The organism is Mesorhizobium sp. Cs1299R1N1 (assembly GCF_037179655.1).
GTDB lineage: Bacteria > Pseudomonadota > Alphaproteobacteria > Rhizobiales > Rhizobiaceae > Mesorhizobium > Mesorhizobium salmacidum.
Window position 1 is genome coordinate 161,283 of record NZ_JAPYKR010000013.1, and the last position, 24,344, is coordinate 185,626.

23 protein-coding genes are annotated in these 24,344 nt (G+C 62.5%); 4 read left to right on the plus strand and 19 right to left on the minus strand.

Translation table 11 applies throughout. The features are described from left to right. Positions 1 to 37 precede the first annotated feature (37 nt). The 3 genes from ygfZ to O7A70_RS26370 all read left to right on the plus strand — a co-directional run bounded on the left by ygfZ (position 38) and on the right by O7A70_RS26370 (position 3,734). A complete protein-coding gene (gene ygfZ / locus O7A70_RS26360) occupies positions 38 to 898 on the plus strand; it encodes a CAF17-like 4Fe-4S cluster assembly/insertion protein YgfZ (protein ID WP_337142986.1) in 861 nt (286 codons plus the stop codon). After that, complete coding sequence (locus O7A70_RS26365; RefSeq protein WP_337142987.1) at positions 898 to 1,533, plus strand: HD family hydrolase; 636 nt, start codon at positions 898 to 900, stop codon at positions 1,531 to 1,533. Before ygfZ ends, O7A70_RS26365 begins: the two co-directional genes overlap by 1 nt. Before the next feature lie 65 nt (positions 1,534 to 1,598). Continuing rightward, positions 1,599 to 3,734: a putative bifunctional diguanylate cyclase/phosphodiesterase gene (locus O7A70_RS26370; RefSeq protein WP_337142988.1), complete on the plus strand. Its 2,136-nt coding sequence runs from the start codon at positions 1,599 to 1,601 to the stop codon at positions 3,732 to 3,734. Between the two features lie 16 nt (positions 3,735 to 3,750). On the opposite strand, the gene O7A70_RS26375 is transcribed toward O7A70_RS26370, so the two are convergent. Further along, positions 3,751 to 4,641, minus strand: coding sequence for a fatty acid desaturase family protein (locus O7A70_RS26375; RefSeq protein WP_337142989.1), 891 nt, complete (start codon positions 4,639 to 4,641; stop codon positions 3,751 to 3,753). A gap of 112 nt (positions 4,642 to 4,753) precedes the next feature. Here O7A70_RS26375 and O7A70_RS26380 point away from each other — a divergent pair, with 112 nt between their 5' ends. Next, entirely contained in the window at positions 4,754 to 5,671 is a 918-nt protein-coding gene (locus O7A70_RS26380) for a LysR substrate-binding domain-containing protein (RefSeq protein WP_337142990.1), read from the plus strand. Between the two features lie 16 nt (positions 5,672 to 5,687). On the opposite strand, the gene O7A70_RS26385 is transcribed toward O7A70_RS26380, so the two are convergent. The 18 genes from O7A70_RS26385 to O7A70_RS26470 form a co-directional block, all read right to left on the minus strand. Further along, the gene (locus O7A70_RS26385; RefSeq protein WP_337142991.1) at positions 5,688 to 5,960 is read right to left on the minus strand and encodes a DUF3303 domain-containing protein; all 273 of its coding nucleotides are present in this window, start codon (positions 5,958 to 5,960) and stop codon (positions 5,688 to 5,690) included. Positions 5,961 to 5,976: 16 nt separating this feature from the next. Then, positions 5,977 to 7,440 carry a RimK family protein gene (locus O7A70_RS26390; protein ID WP_337142992.1) on the minus strand — a complete coding sequence of 488 codons (1,464 nt, stop codon included), beginning with the start codon at positions 7,438 to 7,440 and terminating at the stop codon, positions 5,977 to 5,979. Continuing rightward, positions 7,440 to 8,537: a GNAT family N-acetyltransferase/peptidase C39 family protein gene (locus O7A70_RS26395; protein ID WP_337143009.1), complete on the minus strand. Its 1,098-nt coding sequence runs from the start codon at positions 8,535 to 8,537 to the stop codon at positions 7,440 to 7,442. The genes O7A70_RS26390 and O7A70_RS26395 overlap by 1 nt, the downstream gene beginning before the upstream one ends. 208 nt (positions 8,538 to 8,745) lie before the next feature. Further along, a complete protein-coding gene (locus tag O7A70_RS26400; protein WP_337142993.1) occupies positions 8,746 to 9,537 on the minus strand; it encodes an anti-sigma factor family protein in 792 nt (263 codons plus the stop codon). Then, positions 9,534 to 10,052, minus strand: a complete 519-nt coding sequence (locus tag O7A70_RS26405) for an RNA polymerase sigma factor (protein ID WP_027144179.1) — start codon at positions 10,050 to 10,052, stop codon at positions 9,534 to 9,536. The genes O7A70_RS26400 and O7A70_RS26405 overlap by 4 nt, the downstream gene beginning before the upstream one ends. A gap of 173 nt (positions 10,053 to 10,225) precedes the next feature. After that, complete coding sequence (locus O7A70_RS26410; RefSeq protein ID WP_337142994.1) at positions 10,226 to 12,964, minus strand: DUF2339 domain-containing protein; 2,739 nt, start codon at positions 12,962 to 12,964, stop codon at positions 10,226 to 10,228. A gap of 82 nt (positions 12,965 to 13,046) precedes the next feature. Beyond that, a complete protein-coding gene (locus O7A70_RS26415) occupies positions 13,047 to 13,565 on the minus strand; it encodes a PaaI family thioesterase (protein WP_337142995.1) in 519 nt (172 codons plus the stop codon). Beyond that, positions 13,562 to 14,338: a DNA repair protein RecO gene (gene recO, locus O7A70_RS26420; RefSeq protein WP_337142996.1), complete on the minus strand. Its 777-nt coding sequence runs from the start codon at positions 14,336 to 14,338 to the stop codon at positions 13,562 to 13,564. Before recO ends, O7A70_RS26415 begins: the two co-directional genes overlap by 4 nt. Before the next feature lie 134 nt (positions 14,339 to 14,472). Then, complete coding sequence (locus O7A70_RS26425; protein WP_337142997.1) at positions 14,473 to 15,645, minus strand: porin; 1,173 nt, start codon at positions 15,643 to 15,645, stop codon at positions 14,473 to 14,475. A gap of 508 nt (positions 15,646 to 16,153) precedes the next feature. Next, positions 16,154 to 17,044, minus strand: coding sequence for an aminoglycoside phosphotransferase family protein (locus O7A70_RS26430; protein ID WP_337142998.1), 891 nt, complete (start codon positions 17,042 to 17,044; stop codon positions 16,154 to 16,156). Between the two features lie 40 nt (positions 17,045 to 17,084). Next, positions 17,085 to 18,005 (minus strand): GTPase Era, encoded by a 921-nt coding sequence (gene era / locus O7A70_RS26435; protein WP_337142999.1) that lies wholly within the window; start codon positions 18,003 to 18,005, stop codon positions 17,085 to 17,087. Further along, complete coding sequence (rnc, locus tag O7A70_RS26440; protein ID WP_337107735.1) at positions 18,002 to 18,727, minus strand: ribonuclease III; 726 nt, start codon at positions 18,725 to 18,727, stop codon at positions 18,002 to 18,004. Before rnc ends, era begins: the two co-directional genes overlap by 4 nt. Before the next feature lie 4 nt (positions 18,728 to 18,731). Continuing rightward, a complete protein-coding gene (gene lepB, locus O7A70_RS26445) occupies positions 18,732 to 19,481 on the minus strand; it encodes a signal peptidase I (RefSeq protein ID WP_027144187.1) in 750 nt (249 codons plus the stop codon). A gap of 78 nt (positions 19,482 to 19,559) precedes the next feature. After that, the gene (acpS, locus tag O7A70_RS26450) at positions 19,560 to 19,973 is read right to left on the minus strand and encodes a holo-ACP synthase (RefSeq protein WP_015318576.1); all 414 of its coding nucleotides are present in this window, start codon (positions 19,971 to 19,973) and stop codon (positions 19,560 to 19,562) included. Beyond that, positions 19,970 to 20,569 (minus strand): DUF2062 domain-containing protein, encoded by a 600-nt coding sequence (locus O7A70_RS26455; RefSeq protein WP_140746702.1) that lies wholly within the window; start codon positions 20,567 to 20,569, stop codon positions 19,970 to 19,972. Before O7A70_RS26455 ends, acpS begins: the two co-directional genes overlap by 4 nt. Before the next feature lie 261 nt (positions 20,570 to 20,830). Beyond that, entirely contained in the window at positions 20,831 to 21,211 is a 381-nt protein-coding gene (locus tag O7A70_RS26460; protein WP_337143000.1) for a VOC family protein, read from the minus strand. A gap of 10 nt (positions 21,212 to 21,221) precedes the next feature. After that, on the minus strand, positions 21,222 to 21,800 hold the full coding sequence (gene pyrE / locus O7A70_RS26465) for an orotate phosphoribosyltransferase (protein ID WP_337143001.1): 579 nt from the start codon (positions 21,798 to 21,800) through the stop codon (positions 21,222 to 21,224). Between the two features lie 24 nt (positions 21,801 to 21,824). Then, positions 21,825 to 24,053, minus strand: a complete 2,229-nt coding sequence (locus tag O7A70_RS26470; protein ID WP_027144191.1) for a RelA/SpoT family protein — start codon at positions 24,051 to 24,053, stop codon at positions 21,825 to 21,827. Positions 24,054 to 24,344: the final 291 nt, after the last annotated feature.

A 24,344-nucleotide genomic window follows, 5' to 3' on the forward strand; every position in this document is an offset into this window, starting at 1 on the left:
GCCAACCGTTTTGCAAGATCAGGCTTTTATCCGCCCCATGCCCTTTGCCCTGCTGAAAGACCGCGCGCTTATCTCCGTCTCCGGCCCGGATGCCGAACACTTTCTGCAAAACATCCTGACCACCGATCTCGATGCGCTTGGCAATGGTGACGCAAAACCTGGCGCGCTGCTGACGCCGCAAGGCAAGATCCTGTTCGACTTCCTGATCTCACGGGCAGGGGAGAACGCCTTCCGCATCGAATGTCGTGCCGACGTTTCAGACGATTTCATTCGCCGGCTGATGCTCTACAAGCTTCGCGCCAAGGTCGAGATTGCCAATTCGGAACAAACGCTTGTCACTGTCGCGTGGGGAAAAGAGTCAATCGCCTCAGAAAATGATTCAACCGCGGTTGCCGACGGGCGCTTTGGCGACGAAACCGTCACGCGCTTCTATGTCGGAACCGCGGATACTGGCGACATCGCCGCTTGGCAGGCCTTCCGCATCGCCCGCGGCATTGCCGAGAGCGGGTCCGACTATGCACTCGGCGATGCGTTCCCGCATGACGTGTTGCTCGACGAGATGGGCGGTGTCGGCTTCAAGAAGGGCTGCTATGTCGGCCAGGAGGTTGTGTCACGCATGCAGCATCGGGGCACGGCCCGGCGGCGCGTGCTGATCGTCCAGGCTGGGCTTCCCCTGCCCGCCGCGGGTGCCGAGCTCACCGTCGGCGGGCGTCCGGTCGGCACGCTCGGCTCGACCGCCACCCTGACCGGGCTCGCCATCGCCCGCATCGACAGGGTCAAGGCAGCGCTCGATGCCGGCCAGCCGGTCCTGGCGGACGACGTGCCAGTGACACTCACCATCCCCGCCTGGGCCAAATTCAGTTTCCCGCAGGAAACCGCCGGCGCGGAGGAAGCCTGATGGCGGCGGACCGCGCCGGTGCGCCACCACGCGCCTGGCAGCGCATGCTGTCCGGCCGCAGGCTCGACCTGCTCGACCCCTCGCCGCTCGACATCGAGATTTCGGACATCGCCCATGGGCTTGCCCGCGTCGCGCGCTGGAACGGCCAAACCGGCGGCGAGCACGCCTTCTCGGTGGCCCAGCATTCACTGCTGGTCGAGGCGCTGTTCAACGAGCTGGTGCCGCAGGCTTCGGCCGACGACCAGTTGGCGGCACTGCTGCACGACGCGCCGGAATATGTCATCGGCGACATGATCTCGCCATTCAAGTCGGTGATGGGCGGCAGCTACAAGGACTGCGAATTGCGCCTGCAACGCGCCATCCATCTGCGTTTCTCGCTGCCTCCCGAACCGGCCGCTGCCCTGCGCAAGGAGATCAAGCGCGCCGACCAGATCGCCGCCTATTTCGAGGCTACGCTGCTCGCCGGCTTTTCGACCGCGGAGGCGACCGAGTTCTTCGGCCGCCCGCGCGGTTTTTCAGCCGAACGTTTCGACTTCACGCCACGCTCGGTGATCTGGGCACAGAATGCGTTCCTGAAGCGGTTTTCGGCGATCGAGACCTCAAGGCATCACGTTGCGACATCCGCATTAGGGTAGAAAACGCTAAATTAACCGAAAGCGTCAACAGTGTGGTGTTCGATCAAGCACCGCAGGGGCGCCTCATGCCCGTCGTCAAGGATGGTTCGATCGTCCCGGAACGGGTGGCCGGAGGCGTGGAGCGGTCGCGCCGCATTGAAGATGAGCTGCGCGAGCAGAACGAACGTTTTTCAGCCGCTGTCGAAAACATGTCGCATGGCCTGTGCATGTTCGACGCCGATGAACGCATGATCATCTGCAACCGCAACTACATCGACATCTTCCACCTCGACGCCAAGCTGGTACGGCCAGGCATCCGCTTCATCGACATCCTGCGGCACAGCGTCGATCTCGGCGTCGCCTCGCAAAGCGCCGACGAGCTCTATGCCATCCGCAAGCCCTACATCGACCAGGCGAAGCCTTCGACCTACGAAGAAATCCTGTCGGACGGCCGCATCATCCTTATCTCGCACCGGCCGCTGGCTCCGGGCGGCTGGGTCTCGATCTACGAGGACATTACTGAACAGCGGCGCGCCGAGCATGATCTCAAGGAGCAGCATCGCCGCTTCGACGCAGCGCTCGCCAACATGTCGCAAGGCCTGCTGATGTACGACGCCGACGGCAAAATGATCGTGCGCAACGGGCGTTTTCTGGAACTGTACAACGTCACGGCGGCCGACTTCCCGCTTGGAACGACGCATCGCGACGCGCTCGAACGACTGCTGGAACTCGGCATCTACACGAAGATCGACGTCGACAGCGAAGTCGCCAAGACCGAAGCCTGCCGGCGGGCGGGAAAAATGCATTCGACCTATCGCCATCTTGCCGACGGCAGGACGTTTCTGGTCGTGCGCCAGCCAATGAGTGGCGGCGGTTGGGTGGCGACGTTCGACGACGTCACGGAACGTCGCCTGGCCGAAGAGCGCATGACCCATCTCGCGCATCACGACATGCTGACCGGACTGCCCAACCGATCGATGTTTCGCGAGCGGCTCGACCTTGCGCTGGAGGATGTGGCCGCTACACCGCTCGCGATCTTCTCGCTCGACCTCGACCGCTTCAAGGCGGTCAACGACACCTGGGGACACCCCGCCGGCGACTGGCTGTTGAAGAGTGTGGCCGAAAGACTGCAGCGTTGCCTGCGCAATGATGCAGATATGATCGCCCGTTTCGGCGGCGATGAGTTCGTCGTCATCCAATCCAACTCCGTGGGCATTGCCGATGCCGAGAAACTGGCGAAACGCATCGTCGAGGCAATCGCAAAACCATTTCGCGACAAGGGCCGGGACATGCATGTCGGCGTCAGCCTGGGCATCGCCGTTTTCCCCGCCGATGGCCGTGACGCCGACACGCTGCTGAAGAACGCCGATACGGCGCTCTATCGGGCAAAGAACGATGGGCGAAACCTCTATCGCTTCTTCGAACCTGGAATGGACGCCGTGGTGCAGGCCCGCCGGGCGCTTGAAGTCGATCTGGAGGCGGCACTGCCGCGCCAGGAATTCGATCTCGATTTCCAGCCCATCATGAACATCGCCTCGGGCGAGATCATCGGCGCGGAGGCCTTGATGCGCTGGCATTCACCAGCGCGCGGCAGGGTGGCGCCGGACGACTTCATTCCGGTCGCCGAAGAGACAGGACTGATCGTGCCGCTTGGCGAATGGGCGCTGAGGAAAGCCTGCGCGGTGGCGGCTAGCTGGCCGCCGGGTTTGCGCATCGCGGTCAATGTCTCGGCGGTGCAGCTCAAAAGCAGCGGGTTTGCCCGCAGCGTCATCTCGGCGCTGGCTTTTTCCGGCGTGCCGGCCGGACAGCTGGAACTGGAGATCACCGAAACCGTGCTGATGGACGAGAGCAAAGCCGTGCTGAAAACGCTGCGTCAGTTGCGTGAGCTCGGTATCCGCATCGCGCTGGACGATTTCGGCACCGGCTATTCCTCGCTCGGCTACCTCAGACGGTTTCCGGTCGACAAGATCAAGATCGACCGATCATTCATTCGCGACATGGGCAACCGCGACACGGCGGCGATCGTTCGCACCATCATCGGGCTGGGTGCCGAGCTTGGCATCGTGGTCACGGCAGAGGGCGTCGAAACCGAGAGGCAACTCGACATGCTGCGCGACAATGGTTGTGTCGAGGCGCAAGGCTATCTGATCGGCGTGCCATCGAAGCCGGCCGAGATCCAGCGCCTATTGAAGTCGCGTGCGACGCGCAGCCAAACCGGCTGACGGCATCGGGACAATGTCAGCTCAATGTTTCCAGGTATTTCTCGTGGAAGCTGACGTAGCCGGGCTCGACCACCTTCAGATGCCGCTCGATCAGAGCGTGAAACCGCGGCAATTGGTGAAACGGCACTCCGGGATAGGCATGATGCTCGGCATGGAACGGCATGTTCCAGGCCAGCTTGCGCACCACCCAATTGGTCAGCGTGGTTCTTGTGTTCTCCAGCATGTTGGCGACGAACGGACAGCGGCCATGCTCGGCCAGCAGATAGAGGCGCAGGAATGGCTGCCCGAATAGTGCGGGAATGATCCAGACATAGAGCAGCACGGTGAGCCGGAAATAGACGGTGAGCAGAATGACCACAGCGTAGAAGGCGATCATGGCGCGCGCCTCGGCCCGTACCTTGGGTCGAACTTTCGGCGGCACATAGCTCTCCTGACTACCACCAACTGCATTGGTGTACAGCGTCTTGACATGCCCCCACCACGCCGGAAGGCCCGAGACGTGGACAATGTATTGCCGCAAGGTCTCGGGTTTGGGGAAAGCGAGCTCGGGATCGTTGTCCGGATCCTGCGTGTATCGGTGGTGAGCGAAATGGAAGTAGCGGAACCAGTCGGCCGGCAGCGCGATCGCCAGGCTGCACAGCCGCGCCACGCCGTCGTTCAGCCGCTGTGTTTCGAAAGCCGTGCGGTGAACCGTCTCGTGCAGGAGCGTGAACAGGAACACGATCAGAATGCCCTGCGGCAACATCAGCAATGGCCAGAACGGCACCTTGGCCGCGATCAACGATCCAATGATGACAATCGCGCCCAAGTGAGCGCCGAGCTGGAACAGGCCCGCTACATCGGATTTGGCCGTCAGGCGATTGCGCTCTTCCGGTGTCAGTGACGCGATGATGTCGCGATGGTCCATCGGCTTCGATCCAGGCTGGAGATTGATGACGACCACTCTAGTCGGCGAAAAAACTTTCCAAAAACGACGATTCCTGCGATTTGGATAAGGTAAGCTTATCTATCGGGCGATCATGGTCACATCTCCATCCCTGAAAGGGCTTCAGGCTTTCGAGGCCGCGGCACGTACGGGCAGCTTTGCCGCGGCGGCGGAGGAGCTGTCGGTTTCGGCCGCCGCCGTCAGCCAGCTTATCCGCACCTTGGAGGAGCAGATGGGCCGCAAGCTGTTTCAGCGGGTCAACCGGCGCGTTGTCCTCACCGAGGCCGGCGTGGAAATGCTGCCGCGGCTGACCGTGGCCTTTCAGGAGATCGGCAGCGTCTCGCGCGAGCTTGCCGGCGACGCATTCCGCCCGCGCCTCGTGGTATCGGTGCCGCCATCCATGGCCATGGGTTGGCTTTCGCAGCGTCTGGCCGGCTTCGTCGCAAGCCATGGCGACGCCGACATATCGCTCCGGGGCGACGACGACCCGGTGCCGTTCGACCGCGAGCTGATCGACATCAGGCTCTCCTACGGCCCGCATTATCGCGAGCATCCGACCGAGGACATTGCCAGGGATGCGGTCTACCCCGTCTGCGCGCCAAAGCTTGCCGGCATGACCAAGGCGGGCGGCGAGCCGCTCGCCGGGCTGCCGCTCATTCACACGGATTGGGGACCGACCGGCGCATCGTTTCCGGCCTGGCGCAACTGGTTCGAGGCGGTGGGTGCCCAATCTGGCCGGGCGGTACGGCGCGGCCTCTCGGCCAATTCGTCGCGCGCGGCCCTCGACCTCGCCATTTCGGGGCTGGGCGTGGCACTGGCGCAAGGGATCTACTGTGCCGAGGCGGTGGAGGACGGCCGGCTGGTCCGCCCCGCCAAGAGCGCAATTGCCCTGCGACAGCCCTATTGCCTGACCGTCCCGGAGCGAAGCGCAAGGCGCGATGTCGTGGCCGCGTTCCGCGATTGGCTGATCGATGAATGCCAGCGCGCCGTGGGCTCGCCGGCGCTGCGCTGACTGGGTGGGGCGATGGTCAGAGGTGCGCGCTCAAGGCCGCCACCATGTCCTTGTTGGCCGCCACGGGCACGATCTCGAACTCGACCAGATCAGCCCATTCGATGACCCAGCGCTGCAGCAGCGTGACGTCATCGGTCTCCACCAGCAGAAAACAGCGGCTCATATCGGCCGCGATCCAGCTATGATGCACGACAAGCTCCTCCGGCTTCAGGCGCCCACGGTCGCGGCACCGGCGATAGATTTCCTTGCGGTCGCAGCCGGTGAAATCCTCGATGACGATGAACTGCATGTTTCCCCTCGTTTGATTACCGTCCCGGCCTGTCCAGCCGCTCCAGGAACCACTGCGTCAGCCGCACCCAGACCTCATCCTTCTCGCCGGAATCCTCCCAGCCATGATCGAGGTTGGGGTTGTCGTTGACCTCGATGACGAAGACGCCGTCCTTGGTCTCCTTGAGGTCGACCCCATAGAGACCATCGCCGATACATCGCGCCGCCTTCACTGCCGTCTCGACGACATGAGGCGGCGTCTCCTTCAGCGTGAAGGTCTTGATGCCGCCCTGGTCGGGCTTGCCATTAGCCTTGTGGTTGACGATCTGCCAGTGCTTCTTGGCCATCAGATAATGCACGGCAAACAGCGGCTGGCCACCAAGCACGCCGACACGCCAGTCATATTCGGTCGGGATGAATTTCTGCGCGATCAGAAGATCGGAATCCTCGAGCCATTCGGTGGCAAGCGTCTTCAGCTCCTCGAAATTGGCGCATTTCTTGACACCGCGCGAGAATGACGAATCCGGGATCTTCAACACCAGCGGAAAACCCAGCGTCTGCGCCGCGAGTTCGAGATCGGAGGCGCCGGCGATCATCACCGTCGGCGGCACCGGCACCTTGTTGTAGGCCATCAGTTCGTTGAGATAGACCTTGTTGGTGCAGCGGATCATCGACAGCGGGTCGTCGATGACAGGCATGCCTTCCTGCTGGGCGCGGCGGGCGAAACGATAGGTATGATTGGAGATCGAGGTGGTCTCGCGGATGAACAGCGCATCGTAATTCGCGAGCTTGGCGAGATCCTTCCTGGTGATGGGCTCGATTTCGACCCCCATCTTTTCGGCGATCTTGGCCCAGTAGCGCAGCGAGGAGATTTCCGAGGGCGGCAATTCCTCATGCGGATCGACCAGCGTGGCGAAGGTGTACCGCGCCGGCGTGCGGCCCTTGGTGTCGCGCCACTCACGGTTGGTGTAGGTCTCCAGGCACTGGATGAAGCTCTTTTCGTCGTCCTCGGTCATGCGCGCCAGCGGGTGGAAGCCGATCTTGCGGATCGAAGCCCATTCGGCGCTGTCCTTGATGTGGACTTCGAGCGCCGGCGCCCGGAACCAGTCGAACAACAGCTTGGCAAAACGGTCCCAGACCTTGGACGGGCCGATGCCGAAGAAGATGCAGACCTTCGCCGGGAATATACCGCCGAGATCCTTGCGGCATTTGTTGAGCGCCAGTTCCAGTTCCGGCAGGGCGTGCTCGTAGAGCTTGCGCTCCGACAGGTCGATCATCGTCTCGACGGTCGGGATGACCTTGTGGCCGCGCGAACTTGCCAGCAGCGACGCATAATAGCCGCGGCTCTGGTAGCCGTAATTGTTCGACAGGTTGATGACCTTCGGCCGCTGGCCGCGGAACAGCGAGGGATGCGCGAGATAGTCACGATTGGTGATGATCTTGTGCGGTGTCGCCACCTGGTCGAGATCGCTCTGCCTGCCGGTAAGAATGACCCAGGTCATTATCTCTTTCCCAAAGTGATGGCGGCACGCAGTCCGTCGCGGCCGAACTGCGCCATATTCATGAAGATGCCGTAAGGCACGGGAATGTTGGCGGCATCAAGGATGGTTTCCTGCCTTTCATCCTCGACCCACGGATCGTGGATCAGAATATGATCGCCATCATCGCCGATGGCCAGCACCCAGTGCGGCACCTTCTTGCCAAACATCAGGAAGCCGCTGATCAGCACCAGCACCAGTTTGCCACCAGCGAGAGCCGCCCTTATATCGTCGATGGTGAACGGACGGTAATTCACCGGGATGCCGTAAAGTTCCGCGCGGCGGCGAAAGTCGACCTGTGCCAGTTCCATGATCCGGCGCTTTTCCTCGCTACGCACCGATTGCAGGAACAATGCGCCGTAGAAGGAAACGTAAATCTCCGCAGCAAGCCCGCTTTCGTACCCCGAAACGGCCAGACCGAATGGTTCGCAGCCGCCTGGTCCAGACATCATGAAGACGGTCGTTGCCTCGCGCCAGAGGCGGATTTCCATCACCGGGTCGGGTACGAAGCCACCATCGAAATTGGCCATGGCCATCATCAGGCAGCATGGACCGCAGGTGAACTCGCAGGTCTGCTGGTAGAACGGCACCCTGGTGGCGACCGGAAGGTCGCCGCGCAGGGTTTTTTCATAGCGTAGCGCCGTCGCGCCGTCTTCGTAGTACCCCGGCTCACGGCCAATCTTGCGGTAGCCGGCCTGCTCGTAGATATGGATGGCGCGGCCATTGTCCTCGCGCGCTTCGAGACGCAGCATCATGCGGTCGTGTTCGAAGGCTGCCTCTTCGGCCGCGGACAGTAATTGGCGGCCTATGCCGAGCCCGCCGAAGAACGGTCCGACGGCTATGGAATAGAGCCGTGCCACCCCACTTCCCTTGCGAAACAGCACGATCGCATAACCGCCGACGCGGCCGTCGATTTCGGCGACCAGCGTCTCGGCGGTCTCCCGCTCGATGAACTGGCGGAAGGAGCGGCGGGAAATGCGGTCGCTCGAGAACACGGCTTTCTCGATGGCGGCGAGATCATCGACGTCTGACGCGCGGGCCTTGCGGATCTCGGCAGGCATGCGGCTTGAGAAAACCTCGATTGCGTTGCGGAAAACGGCCCCGGTCAAAAGCGTCGCGGACACCGGCCGAAGCGCCGGTATTCATCATGCGCTATCGCTCCTTGATTAGGGCCGAATTGTGACAGTTTCCGCCACGACAGGGAAGCTGGCAAGCTTTGAACGCAATCGCTGTTTTCAAGTCAGTCGGCCGCGCAAGTTCGCAACCGGCTCAACTGGCCAGCCCGGCCAAAAGCTGGCCATACGCGTTCTTGGCCACGACCGCCAATTGCTCGCGCGGCAGCGAACCGACGACGGCACAGCCATAGCCCTTGTCCAGCCAGTAGACCGCCTGCGGACCGTCCTGCGCCGAAGCGTAAGTACCCTTGGCATTCTCGGTCGATTCCGCCGTTACGAAGAGGGATATGCGTTCGCCCTTGTCGTCTTCGTAAAGCAGCATCGCGGCCTTGCTTTCGCCGGCCGGCAGCAACCGGCCACCAACCAATTGGAAGCCGTTCGCGCTCAAGTCCGGCACCACCAGATTCAGGCCGATCCGGTTGGACAGCCAGGTCTGCAAATGATCCTTGTCGCTGGCCGGAACTTCCACCGCATGCCGCTTCTCGGCGGCATAGATGACGTGGGCGGCGATCGCCTGTTCGGCGAGCTGATCCTCCGCCGGATCTTCCTGCCCGAGGCCGCCGATGCCGGCAAAGTAGCCGCCAAATCCGCCCGTGGCGAGAAGCACGGCCGCGGCGGCGGCAAGCCACCAGCGTGAGCGTGGCACCGAAACCTTAACAGGCGCTTCGCCGAGCACCACCTTGCGCAGGCGCACTGGTACAGCCTCATCCAGTACGCCGGCAAAAGCCGAGCGCAATGCCTCCCGGTCGGCGGTGAAGCGGGCGCTCCTGGCCTTCATCTCGGGATTGGAGTCGAGCCAGGCATCGTAGGCGGCACGTTCATCGGACGGCAGTTCGCCGTCGAGCGCCATGTGGATGTCCCGTTCGGAAAAATCGCGGCGGATCATTTCTCGACGATCCTTATGGCTCGGCGGCGTGCTGTGTCGTCCAGCAACCCGCGCAGTTCCTCACGGCCACGCGCGATGCGCGACATCAGCGTGCCCGCGGGCACACCCAGAATGTTGGCGGCTTCGGCATAGGAAAAGCCCTCGATGGCGACCATGACCAGCGCCGCGCGGCGATCCGGGCTGATCGCCTGCAATGCGTCGATGATCTCGCGCGAAGCGATGCCCTCCAACTGTTCGGGCGGCTGCGCAACCGTCTCGCCCGCTTCCAGCGGCAGCATCGCCGCTTCGCCGCGGCGGTTCACCTTGCGCATCTGGTCGATGAACAAATGATGCATGATCGTAAATAGCCACCTCCTGGGGCTTTCTCCTGTCTGCCAATTGTCGAGCCGCAACAGCGCGCGCTCGAGGCAGTCCTGAACGAGATCGTCGGCAGCATCGCGGTCGCGCAGAAGCGAGCGTGCGTAGCGTCGCAGGCGCGGTATTTCGCCAAGGATTGCTGCCTTCTTTTCGTTCATGACCGCTGGTTCTGAGGTCGCCCTTGTTGATCTCGATTGAACGCGCCTTCCCGGCACGGCGCAAGCGGCCAGCGCGAAGCGGTCCACCGCTCCGGTCACCCAAGCAACGAGATAACGCCGGCGGGTGCCGGTTTATTCCCGACCGGCAAAGAAAACCAATGATTCGCAGGCGATTATCCTTTTTCCTTCGCCGCCCGCGTCAAAAGCCGCTGGTAGAACAGGCCAATGCCGATCAGCACCGCACCCAGACCGATGAAGGACAGCGCCCTGAGCACACCCTCCAGTTCCGACATGTCGAAGAGGAAGACTTTCAGCACGGCAACCGCGATCAGCCCGGCCGAAGCAATGCGCAGCACCTGCGATTTCAGCCAGACGCCAGCTGTGAGCAGCGCTACGCCGATCACCAGCCAGAGTGCCGAATAAGTATAGGTCTCCAACTGGCCAAGGCCGCTCCACAAGCCGATGAACTCGCCTTTGAACAGGCGCCTCACCGAGAGCGTGGCATAGGCGAAGGCAAGCAGCGCCGCCACCAGCGCCAGCATGGCAGAATACCATTTCGGCCGCTTGCCCCTGCTATAGAGCGCCAGACCGCCAGCGGCGACGGCCGGCAGGAGATAGGCCAGGAACAAAAGATTGAAAACCGGAATCCGACCGGTCGATTCGTCGGTGAACAACGGATTGAGCACCAGGAAATGTTGGATGACGACAAAGGCAACCGAGACCACGCCCACCGCCATCGAACCATAGCGCAGCACCGAACTTGGCGAGCGCCTGTCGATGGCGATCAGGATGGCGCCGGCACCGATGGCGATCAGCGTGTAGATCGCTTGTTCGGCGAGCGTCGGCGCATCGCTGTTGATGACGCCGCCATGCATGGCGTGACGCACCAGTATTGCGAGCGTCAGCAGCGCGAACAGTGCCGCCGCCGCCTCCATGGCAAGGCGCGGTCGGCCATCGGTGGTGTTGGCGAGCTGCCAGGCCGCGAAGCCGAAGGCGAGCGCCGGCACGCCATAGCCCGGCAGCAACCAGTTGAAGACCGGTGTCGTTGACAGGAACTCGGCGCCGACGATCGTCGGGTCGAAGGCGACGCGGCCAAGCACCGCGATGACGGCGGCGACTGAAATCCAGCCGAGCACGGGATAAGAGCGCCAGCGCGTGGCGAGCGCCGGCACGATTGCCGCGGCACCGAGCAAGGTGGTGGTCCAGCCGGAACCAAAAGCCATATGCAGCATCAGGAGGCTGGCGACCGCTGCGCCACCCAAGGCAAACGACACTGCCACGCCGCCCCTGAGCGGCGGTTCCTCAGCCCGCGCGATCCACTCGCCGCCGGCGGCGAAGACCACGACCAGCAGGGCCGCAACGGCGGCATAGACAAAGTCACGGTCGAGATCGCCGAAGGTGAACCAGAGCGCCAGCAGGATGACCAGAGGCGCGATGACACCCCATGCAGCCCACGAGGCTGCTCGGATCTGCGCCGAGGCGGCGAAACGGCGCGCGGCCCAGAGACCGGCGGCAATGAAGACCACGCCAAGGCCGATGCCAAGGCGCAAGCTCAGCGCGTTGGCAGTGGCCAAAGGCATCCCATCAACACCCAAAGCGCCGCTCGAAAAATCGGAAGCGATAGAGGTCGGCGGGATGATGCCGAGATAGATCAGTACCGTCGCCAGTCCGGGGGCATAAAGCAGTGGCAGCGCCAGCGGGCGGTAGAGCGCGACCGCTACCATCACCATAAGCAGCACCGCGCCCGGCAAGGCATCACCGGCAGCGGCGAAGACCGGGTCAACCGAGAGGCCCAGCGCCGAGAAGGCGACGAACAGTCCAGGCACGATGGACGGCCAGTCAAAGATCCTTGCTGGTCCGGTCTCGTCGCCGCGACTGCTCAGCCAGACAAGGGCAAGCACAGCCAGCGTCACAGTGTCGATGAACAGGATCGCGGAGAGGTTCGCGCCCGGTGCGTCGGTCATGTAGAGGATGGTCCAGATGCCGGTGCCGAAAAAGGCAGCCGCCATCAGCGCTTTCCAGTCGCGCATGCGGGCGATGACGCCGGTGGCGGCGAGCACGATTGCGAGATAGCCGAACAACGCCCAGGGATTGGGCGCCTGCGAAGCGATCAGCACCGGCGTCACCATGGCGCCGACGAGACCGATGCCAGCCAGCGCCTGGCCATGGACGAGAGCGGCGGCGATGGTGGCAATGCCGATCGCACCAAGCAACATGAAGGCAAGCGCCGGGCCGATGAAGCCGTAAACACCATGGGCGGCATAGACGGTGCCGAACAGGATGAAGGCACCGGCTGCAGTCAGGACCGCCGGAATATAAGCGCCGGCAACCCCTTGCACCGGCACCTTGAATCCGGTGCGACGAATGAACTCGCCCGCGGCGACCAGCACCAAACCGAGCACGGCCGCCATGGTGAGCCGCACGCCGGGACCGAAAATGCCGGCCTCGATGGTGTAGCGGATCAGGAACAAGCCGCCCAGAGCAAGCGCAATGCCACCGACCCAGACCGCCCAACGCGTGCCGAGCGCGGTTTCGACGTCGGACTGGCGAGCGGCTTTGGCGACCGCAGCCGGCAAGACCTCTGGCGTTTTCGGTGTTGCCTCGGGGGTGCTCCAAGGACCGGGCACACTCTCTGCGGCCGGGATTTCCGCCTCGGTGGCCTGTACCGGCGCGGGCTCGCTGATTGCTGCCGGGGCGATATCGGCTGCGGGCGCGGCCACCGGTGCCGTGTAGGCCTCGCCCTCGGCCGCTTCCTGTTCCGACGGCTTGGCCGCGGGCGATACAGCGCCCGAAAGCACGAGACTGCGCAACGCGCCAAGTTCGCGCTCGATCAGGCCGATGCGGCTCTGCTGGCGCGAAATGATGACGAACAAGGCGATGATGGCGACAAGGCCGATCAGGCTTTCAAACATGGCGGTTCCCCCAAACCAGGCCAGTTTTCACTGACGTTTCGTCTCATTGACATTCAAATGCGGCGGCCAAACGGCTGAAAACTCAACGTGCCGCCAGATTGGCGGCTGGAAATATCGAACATGTCTCGGTGCCGAAAGCCAGCAGTTTGCCGCCGGCGTCCTTCAGCGTCGCTTCCGAAACGGCAAGCGTGCGGCCTTTGTGGACCACCCTGCCTTCGCAGACCACCTCGCCGGTCCTGGGCGTTATCGGCCGCGTGAGGTTCACCTTGAACTCCGCCGTCGTGTAGGCCTCGCCCCTGTCGAGCAGTGACTGCACGGCGCAGGCCAACGCCGAATCGAGCAGCGTCGCCGCCCAGCCGCCATGAACGCCACCCAGCGGGTTGAGGTGACGTTCGTTCGGCACGCCGCGGAATACGGCGCGACCTTCCGATACTTCGGTCAACGCGAAGCTGAGCTGGAAGGAGATCGGCGGTGCTGGATATTTGCCGTCGATGATTCGCTGAAGCAATTCCAGGCCGGTGTATTTCAGGATGTCGGCGTGAGGAATGGTGCCGAGGCCGAGCGGCGAGACCCGGCCTGGATAGAGTTCGACTTCGCTCATCTGATGATTTCTCTGGCCGCGTTCTCTCCGGCGATGGGCTTGTGCGTTGCGTGGTGCTTGCGCAACGCTGCAAGAAAACCGGCGCGCGCGTCGGGCTGATCGATGCCGCGCGGCTCGTAGACATGGCGGGCGAAGAAGAAACCGGTCAAGCGGAAGGCGTCCGCGATCGCCGCATGATTCGCGCGCAGGCCGGAGCCGCGCTGCAGAAATGCAGGCAGCACCAGCATCTTGTCGTGCCATGGTGCTCCGGCTTCACGCGACACCGCGCGTCCCGATTTCGGCGAGACATAGGCAAGGTCCTGTTTGGTGCCGGTGGCGGCGCATTGGCTGAGATCGAGGCCAAAGCCGAGTTCATCGAGGATCAGAAGCTCGAAACGCGCCACCAGCTCGCCGGCGGCGTCGGCATCGTCCAGGTGGACGATCATCACCGAAAGCGCCTCGTAAAGGCCCCCATGGGCATCACGCTCGGGCAGCAGGCGCAGATGCGCCGCCATCGTCTGAAGGCCGTAGACGGCGATGGCACTGTCCATCAGCCGGGCGGCGTTCATCTCGATCGCTTCGGCCTGGAAGGTACCCAGATGCTCGTCAAGGCGCGCGCGCCACAAGAGATCGACGCGATTGCCGGGCTGGAGAACGGGTTGCAGCTTGCGCGAGCGGCCGCCACGCACGAGGCCGAGATGGCGGCCATGGGCACGCGTCATCACCTCGAGAATGGCGCTGGTTTCGCCATGCTTGCGGGTGCCGAGAATGATTCCCTCGTCGCGCCATTCCATATCACGAGCTTTTCACCGATCGGGTGGCGAAATCAAGCTATGGGCCTGAGCGCCTGGGCCGTCTCCCGCAACAACGCATAAAAAAGCCGCCCGCAGCGATGTGCTGCGGGCGGTTAGTGAGGTCAGTCGATCCGTTAGAACGAGCGCTGGAAGCGGAGAATGCCGCCGACGCTGCTCTTCTTGTTGGCCTTGGTCCAGTTGCTGAAATCTGCGTCGTCGAACTTTCCAGCATTGAGGTAATCGACTTCAGCCGTGACCGTAAAGCCGGGCACAACGGTATAGGCAACGTTCGCGGCGATGCCGAGATTCTTCCAGTCGTCATAGGAGATCTGGGCGTTGAACGAGGTCTTGTCGTTGAACTTGTAGGTGCCGCCACCCCAGATCGCCCAGTTGCCGCCCCACTGTTTGTAGAAGCCGCGACCGTGTGCATCGATGGCGTTGTTCGCATCGTCGGTGAGATTGTCGTCGGTACCGTAGCCACCCATGATGAACAGCGACAACTCGTTGGTTGCCTTGACGTCGAGGCGAACCTTGCCAGCGACTTCTTCATAGTTGCTGTCATAGGCCACGACGCCGGTGAGCGAACCCCAGTCGCCCTTGTACTTCAAACCGCCGACGACATGCGGAACATAGCTGTCGATGGTGCCGACCTTGCCAGCACCCTCTTCGAGCGAGACCAGCCCCGAGAAGCCATTGCCTGCGTCGAAGTAGTACTGAACGACGTTGCTCTCCTGCCCGCCATACGGAACCAGCGTGTCCTGGATGACGTTGCCGGCATAGCCGATGAACGTATCGAAAGCCGTATCGTCCTTGCCGACGCGCAAGCCGCCGAGCTGAATCCAGGCGAAACGCAGCGAGAGCGACTTGTTACGACCCGTCCAATCGTCGGCGTTGGAGGCGGCTTGATTAGTATAGTCACCGGAGCTGTTGCCGTAGTTGAAGCGGGTCTCGGTGTAGGTCTTCAGGGTACCGAGCTCGGTCTCCTGACCGGTCCAGGTCTTCAGCGTGAAGCGGGTGTTCTTGTAGTAGGTCGAATGAGTGGTGCCGGCGTCCTGATGATCCGGGACGTGGTTGACGCCATCGAGCGAGCCGGAATCGCCGACACCGATGTCGTAACGGACATAGCCGCCGATGCGCAGGCAGGTTTCGGTGCCCGGGATATAGAAATAGCCGGCGCCGTAGACGTCACAGATCTTGACGTATTCGGCCGGTTCCGGTTCGGCGACGACGACAGCGTCCGCGGCGCGTGCGCCGGACACCGCGATCAGTGCCGCGGCTGAGCCGAGAAGGAGGCTCTTGATGTTCATTTTCTGACCTCTCCAGTCAAGTTAATAAATGGCTTCCGAATTGTGGCTGGCGGATATGTTTTCCCGCTCACCCCCACAATGAAAAAAGGCTCGCACCGCGTCCCCTTTTCGCGGCGAACATACCCACCAATCTTCCGCCTTCAATGACAATTCCGCAAATATGCCGGATTCACGCCACAGATTAAATCGGTGTTGCACAAATAACACTAACCGTCCCAGGTCGATTTTCAAATCGGCACAAATGGCACATCGTCATTTTTATGTAATAATCCCGGATGTCTTTTACTTTAGACTCCAGCCTTCTAGTTTTATTCCATTATTTTCAAGTCAATTGCGCACGTTGTCTAACAAATGTCGAATATGTTATTTTTCAACATCAGATTCTCAAGTCAAATCTGGCCAATTTCTTGAGCGCTCAACCGACGATAGAGGCCCATGCGAAAGCTGCCGGGACAGCAGGTTTTTTGATCCATCAGCGCCGCCCGATGACGGCGCCACGCGTCTCGCCTCATGCCTGGCGCTCGCGATCGATCAGCACCGCATCGATCACTCGCCACGATTCTTCGATCTCGGCCGAAGCCACGTCTATGTGCCCGGCGGCGGTGATCAATGCCTTCCACAGCGCCCAGCCACGCCCGCGCGCCCAGGTCGCTTCATCTGCCGCGAGGCAGGCGCGAAACGTGTCCCGGCTTTCGCCTTCGAACAGCGTCCAGGCAATCGCCAGATCGCAGGCTGGATCGCCGACACCGGAGGTGCCGAAATCGATCACGGCGCTCAACCTGCCCTTTTCGACCAGGAGGTTGCCCCGGCTGACATCGCCATGGAACCAGACGGGCGGACTTTCCCAGGCCGCGGCAAGGGCCATCTCCCAGACGGCGGTGGCGGCGCCGGCATCGATGCGGCTGCCGAGTGCCGAGATCGCTTGCCTTGTCTCGCCGTCATAGACCGTCAGCGGTCCGCCGCGAAAGAAATTGTGCTGCCCAGGCGCTGACCCATCGGTCGCGTCCACCTGTTTCAACGCAACCAGGAACCGAGCCAGGTCCGCCGCGAATTCCGACAGATTTGCGATACGTTCCCGTTTCGCGATCTCGCCCTCAATCCAGCCATAGACTGACCAATGCCAGGGATAGCCCTCGGCAGGAACGCCCATCGCCAGCGGTACGGGAATGGGCAGTGGCAGCAACGGCGCCAATGTCGGCAGCCAGCGATGTTCCTTTTCCACTTGCAGGGCGTAGGCGGCGGCGCTCGGCAACCGCACGGTCATCTCGTCGCCGAGATGAAAGGTCCTGTTGTCCCAGCCGCCAAAATCAACCGGCCTGACCGCAAAATTCTTCCAATGCGGGAATTGCGCGGCAATCAGCCGGCGCACCAAGGCGGCATCGATCGCTACCTCAAGCATGACCTTTCCCGAAAACGGCGCTCACTTCTCGGGATCACGCCTAGTGCGGAAACTCCAACCCCATCTCGCGATAGCGCTCGGGGTCGTCGCCCCAATTCTCGCGCACTTTCACGAACAGGAACAGGTGCACCTTCTGCTCCAATATGCCTGATATTTCCATCCGCGCGGCCTGCCCGATGGCGCGGATGGTCTCGCCCTTGTGGCCGAGCACGATCTTCTTCTGGCTGTCGCGCTCGACAAAGATGGTCTGGTCGATGCGCACCGAACCGTCCTTCTTCTCTTCCCATTTCTCGGTCTCGATGTGCGAGGAATAGGGTAGTTCCTGATGCAGCCTGAGATAGAGTTTCTCGCGGGTGATCTCGGCCGCCAGCTGGCGCATAGGCAAGTCGGAAATCTGATCTTCCGGGTAGTACCACGGGCCGGCCGGCAGCGCCTTGGCCAGGTAGTCGAGCAGGTCCTTGCAGCCGGAGCCGGTCAACGCCGAGACCATGAAGGTGCGCTGGAACGGCACTTTCTCGTTCGCTGCCGCGGACAGGGCGAGCAGCGCCTCATGCTTCACCCGATCGACCTTGTTGAGGATCAGCACCATCGGTTGGCGCACATCCTTCAGCCGTTCGAGGATGGCATCGGCGTCGCCCCTGATGCCGCGCTCGGCGTCGATCAGCAGCAGCACGATATCGGCATCCTTGGCGCCGCCCCAGGCGGTGGTCACCATCGCGGTGTCCAGCCGCCGCTTGGGCTTGAAGATGCCCGGTGTGTCGACAAAGACGATCTGCGCGTTGTCGTGCGTGGCGATACCGCGCACGATCGCGCGTGTCGTCTGCACCTTATGGGTGACGATCGAGACCTTGGCGCCGACCAGTTGGTTGACCAGCGTCGACTTGCCGGCATTGGGCGCGCCGATCAGCGCGACGAAGCCGGAATGCGTGATAGGAGCGGCTGCGGTGTCTTCGGCGGTCATGCCGCACTCCCTTCATGAACCCAGACGCCCTCGCGAACCAGAAGGGCAGCAGCGGCGGCCTGTTCGGCCTCGCGCTTGGAGCGGCCGCTGCCGGTTGCCGGCTGAAACGCGCCGACCTTGACGCTGACGGTAAACAGCGGATCGTGATCGGGGCCTTCCCGGCCGTCGATCTGATAGGCGGGAACAGCACTCGCCGCCTGATGCGCCCATTCCTGCAATTCGGTCTTGGCGTCGCGGCGCGCGGCACCCGAGGCTTGCGAACGCGGCTGCCAGTATCTGTGGATGAACGCGCGGGCTGCTTCCAGACCACCATCAAGATACAGCACGGCGATCAGCGATTCCAGTGCGTCGGCGCGCAGGTTGACGCGCTTGCGTCCCTCGAGCCCGCGCACATCCGACCCGGCACGGATCAGGTCCGGCAGCCCGATATCTTCGGCGATGTCAGACAGCGCCTCGGCATTGACCAACGCATTGAGCCGCAGCGACAACTCCCCTTCCGCGGCATCGGGAAAGGCAGCCAACAGCATATCGGCGACAACAAGGCCAAGAACCCGGTCGCCGAGAAATTCGAACCGCTCATAATCGGCGCCCGCATTGGCGCCTCGCGCACTGGCATGGGTAAGCGCACGCTGCAGGCGCTGACGGTCGGCAAAGGCATGGCCCGTGCGTTCCGCAAGCGCTTCGGCGAGCGCATCGGCGGTCAACCTTTTTGGTGCCGCCATGACCCTAGTTGACGAAATGGAACAGGCGCGAGGCGCGCATCAGCGACGGCCATTTCCAGATTTCGAGCGGGCTTGCCTTGCCGGCGATCGAGAAGAAGACAAGGTTGGCGCGGCCGACCAGGTTCTCGGCCGGAACATAGCCGACGGTGAAGCGGCTGTCGGCGGAGTTGTCCCTGTTGTCGCCCATCATGAAATAGTGGCCGGGGGGAACGTCGAATTCGCGGGTGTTGTCGCCAATCGAGTTCGGCGACAGATCCAGCGTGTCGTAGCTGACGCCGTCGGGCAGCGTCTCGCGATAGACATCGATCGGATAATCCTTTTCCGTGATGTCGGGATTGTCGATCTGGCCAGTCTTGACGCGCGGCACGCCGACGCCGTTGATGAAGACTTGGCCATCCTTCATCTGGATCTTGTCGCCGGGCAGGCCAATGACGCGCTTGATATAGTCGACGGACGGATCCGGCGGGAACTTGAACACCACCACGTCACCACGCTTGGGCTCGGAGCCCCAGATACGGCCCGAGAAAATGTCCGGTCCAAAAGGCAGCGAATAGCGTGAATAGCCGTAGGACCATTTGGTGACGAACAGATAGTCGCCTTCCAGAAGCGTCGGCCGCATGGAGCCCGACGGGATCGAGAACGGCTGGAACAGCAGCGTGCGAATGACCAGGGCGAGCAAAAGCGCCTGGACGATGACGCTGACGGTTTCGCCAAGCCCGCCGGATTTCTTCTGGGATTTTTCAGCCACGCTCATGTCGTCCTCGATTGTGCGTTGGATGGTATAGAGTCTCGGCGCGCGCTGGGCAACGTCAATGCCGGTCGTCAGATGCAATCAATGTGGCGCTTCTTCGACCGGTAGCGCTTCTATGATCACAAAGGCTTGAGCGAGCGGGAAATCATCCGTGATGGTGAGGTGGATCGCTGCCCGATGACCTTGCGGCAGGATCTTCTCCAGCCGCGCCAGGGCTCCGCCGGTCAGCGCCATCGTCGGCGCACCGCTGGGCAGGTTGACGACACCCATGTCACGCCAGAAGACCCCTTGCGCCAGACCGGTGCCCAGTGCCTTGGCACAAGCCTCCTTGGCGGCAAAGCGCTTGGCGTAGGAAGCCGCGCGGGCGCGCCGGTTCTCCGAACGCGCCTGCTCCACCTCGGTGTAGATCCTCTGGATGAAGCGCTGGCCATGACGCTCAAGCGATTTCTCGATGCGTGTGATGTCGATCAGGTCGCTGCCGATGCCGATGATCATTGGGTGGCGGAACCGATGCTTCCGCCGGGATGAGGCGAATGCTCACGGCGTCTCGCGCGCTCTGCCAGCCGCTTGCGCCTCTGTTCGCGGAAGACATTCATGCCCCAGCGCGTGATGCCGTAGAACACCAGGCCGAACACAAGCCCGAGCGGCACCGCCCCGATCAGCATGGGCTCCAGTACGGGATGCCATAGTTTGGCGAAAGAAAGCTTGTGCATCATCTCGCCCAGATGCGCCGGCGGCCCATGCGTAGGCAGGCGATCGTGCAAGATGAGCTTGCCGGTTTCCCAGGACGCGCCCCACAAGAGCGGAAAGGTCAGCGGATTGCCGAAAAACACGGCTCCGAGAGCCGCTGCCACCAGATTGCCGGCGATCACCCAACAAAGAACGGCGGCGATGATGAAGTGGAAACCGACGGGGAAGAACGAAGCAAAAACACCTGCCGCGACGCCAGCCGCCACCGCATGCGGGGTGGCCTTGAGCCGCAGGATGCGCTTGGAGAAATATTGAAGCGAGCGCGAAAACGAACGGCGCGGCCACAGATAGGTGCGCACCCGCTCGAAAAGACCATCAGGTTTGCGGCGACGAAAAAGCACTCTCTTCCTTACCCGACAATTCACAGCTTACAGGCCCGCTGTTTCCAGCCGGGCTTCGACCACCACATCTTGCGCTTTACGGTCGCCAGAAGGCAATCGCGACTTTGATATAGCCATCCGCGACCCCGACAACAACTGGAGGCCGTCCGCGCAGCGGCCGCACCGCCAAATTCGGGTAAGGTCCGTCTCCTCCAACATCGGACAATCGCGGCGAATTTGAGAAGCGGTTTCGGCTAATTGTCGCAGCCAATGATCGATATGCTACCGCAGGTACTGGCTGACTTCGACAAGGTTGCCATCCGGATCGCGGAAGTAGACCGACATCATCGGCCCCTGCGCGCCGAAGCGTTCGACCGGCCCGAGTTCCACCATTACGTGATTGGCTTCGAGGCCGGCAAGGAATTCATCGAGCGACCGGTCGGTGATCAGGCAGAAGTCACCGGATCCGGGCGTCGGCGACGTCGCCTTCGGCTCGAAGGTGCGGCTGATCTCGTGGACATTGATCTTCTGGTTGCCGAAGGCAAGTGCCGTCGGCCGGCCCGGCGTGTCGACGCGTTCGAAGCCCAGCACGCGCTGATAAAAGGCGCAGGTCGCGTCGAGCGACACCACCGTCAGCACGAAATGGTCGATACCGACGATCAATGCGACCTCCTCAGATGTTGCGGCTGCCCGGCTTGATGGCCGGGATGGCGGCAAGCTCCGGCGGCAACCTATCCGGCGGATAGGTTGGGACCTCATATTCGGCAAGCGCGATCAGCGGCACGCCGACATGGGTCTTGCCGGCCGATCGGTCGATGATGCAGGCGGCCGCGACCACCTCTGCACCAAGGGCGCGCAGGCAATCGATGGTTTCGCGGATCGACAATCCGGTGGTGACGATGTCCTCGACGATGACGACGCGCGCGCCTCGGTCGATCTCGAAGCGCCGCAGGCGGAACTCGCCCCCTTCCCGCTCCACCCAGATCGCCGGCACGCCAAGGTGGCGCGAAGTTTCGTAGGCCGGGATCAGCCCGCCGATCGCCGGCCCGACGATATAGTCGATCTTGCCTGGGATCGCGGCGCGAATCTTCTCGGCCAGCGCCTTGCACAGCCGCTCGGTCTTGTCGGCATGCATGAACACCCGTGCCTTCTGCAGGAAGACTGGACTGCGCAGGCCCGACGTCAGGATGAAATGACCCTCCAGAACAGCGCCAGCCTCACGGAATATGCCCAGCACTTCGTCGGTATTCATCTCGTCCCCCATGGTCGGCTATCGCTAGCCATTGACGCGCCGCGCATCGCTGACGCTCGAATTGTCCTTGAGCTGCGACAGCAGCCGGTTGAGATGCTTCAGGTCCCAGACTTCGAGATCGATCAGCATTTCGGTGAAATCGGGCGCGGTGCGCACCATCGACAGCGTATGGATGTTGGCGTCGTTGGAGGCAACGACCTGGGCGATGTCGGCAAGCGAACCCGGCGCGTTGATGGCGGTGACCGAGACGCGCGCGGGAAACCGTTCCTTGGTGCGTTCGTCGATGTCCCAACGCACGTCGATCCAGCGCTCCGGCTGGTCGTCGAAAGCCTGCAGCGCCGGCGACTGGATCGGATAAATGGTGATGCCGGTGCCCGGCTGGACGATGCCGACGATACGGTCGCCAGGGACCGCGCCTTCCGGCGCGAAGCGCACCGGCAGGTCGCCGCGCACACCACGGATCGGCACCGCGCCGGCGCCTGGCTGGTCCTTGTCCTTGCGCGCGGCCCGGCCCGGAATCTGGAACAGCATGCCGGCGGCGTTGCGGATCTTCGACCAGCCCTCCTCGCGTTGTTTGGGAGCCGCGGGGGTGACGCGCTCGTCCTTGTAGTCAGGGAAGACCGCCTTCATGACATCGGTGGAAGCCAGTTCGCCGCGACCGACGGACGCCAGCACATCCTCGATGTCCTTGCGCGCCAACCGGTGCAGGACGGGCTTCAGGCTTTCCTTGGTGAAGGTCTTGCCGGCTCGTTCGAAGGCACGCTCCAGGATACGCGCGCCAAGGCCGGAATACTGCTTGCGGATCGCATTCTTGGTGGCGCGGCGGATGGCGGCGCGCGCCTTGCCGGTGACGACGACCGATTCCCACGCGGCCGGCGGCACCTGAGCCTTGGAGCGGATGATCTCGACCTCGTCGCCATTCTTCAGTTCCGTCATCAGCGGCATGATGCGGCCATTGACCTTGGCGCCGACGCAGGTGTCGCCGACATCGGTGTGGACGGCATAGGCGAAATCGATCGGCGTGGCGCCGCGCGGCAAGGCAATCAGCATGCCCTTCGGCGTGAAGCAGAACACCTGGTCCTGGAACAGTTCCAGCTTGGTGTTTTCGAGGAAATCTTCCGGGTTGTCGCCCTCTGCCAGCTGCTCGATGGTGCGCCGCAGCCAGGCATAGGCATTGGTTTCCTTCGAGATCGCGTGCACGGCGCCGTTCGTCTTGCCCCCGGTGTCCTTGTAGATCGAATGGGCGGCGACGCCGTATTCGGCGATCTTGTTCATCTCGCGGGTGCGGATCTGCAGCTCGACACGCTGGCGCGAAGGACCGACGATGGTGGTGTGGATCGAACGGTAGTCGTTCTGTTTCGGCGTCGAGATGTAGTCCTTGAAACGGCCGGGCACCATCGACCAGGTGGTGTGGATGGCCCCCAGCGCGCGATAGCAGTCTTCGACAGAGTCGACCACGACGCGGAAGCCGAAAATGTCGGACAATTGCTCGAAGGACAGCGCCTTGGCCTCCATCTTGCGGAACACCGACCACGGCTTCTTCTGGCGGCTTTTGACGCCGGCCTTGATGGCGTGTTTCTCGAACAGTCCCGAAAGAGCCTTCTCGATCTCGGACAACACGTCCTTGTTGCGCTCGAAGATTTCGGCGAGCCGGGCGGTAACGGCGCGATAGGCTTCCGGATTGATGAAGCGGAAGGCGATCTCCTCCAGCTCCTCGCGCATGCCTTGCATGCCCATGCGCCCGGCCAAGGGCGCATAGATGTCCATCGTTTCCTCGGCGATGCGCAGGCGCTTGGCCTCCGGCATATGGTCGAGGGTGCGCATGTTGTGCAGGCGGTCGGCGAGCTTGACGAGGAGCACGCGGACATCTTCCGAGATCGCCAGCAGAAGCTTGCGCAGGTTTTCCGCCTGCTCCGCCTTCTTCGACACGAGGTCGAGCTTCTTCAGCTTGGTCAGCCCTTCGACCAGCTTGCCCATTTCTGGACCGAACAGCTCATCGATCTCGGCCCTGGTCGCCGTGGTGTCCTCGATAGTGTCGTGCAGCAGGGCGACGGCGATCGTGGCCTCATCCATATGCATTTCGGTGAGGATGGCGGCGACTTCGAGCGGATGCGAGAAATAGGGGTCGCCGGAAGCGCGCTTCTGGTGGCCATGCTTCTGCATGGCGTAGACGTAGGCCTTGTTGAGCAATGCCTCGTTGACGTCAGGCTTGTAGCGCTGGACGCGCTCGACAAGCTCATACTGACGCATCATGGGCGGACACTCTCGGCGATGAAATGAATCATGCGCCGCACTGCTGTACGGCGCATGTCATAGATAGCCACGAAACCGCCGGGACGGAAGTGCCGGAAGATTGTTCCAGCCAATTCCAAAGGGCTTTTCAGAATTCGCTCAGCCGAGCCGGATAACGTAGTTTTCGAGAACCGGAGCGGAGCGGACATCTGGGTCCGTGTTGGGGTGGACGGCCCCCGACGGCATCGCAATGTGCCAGAATGAGGTCGTTGCAGATCTCAACAAGGGAGACCGTCCGTGGATAAACTTATT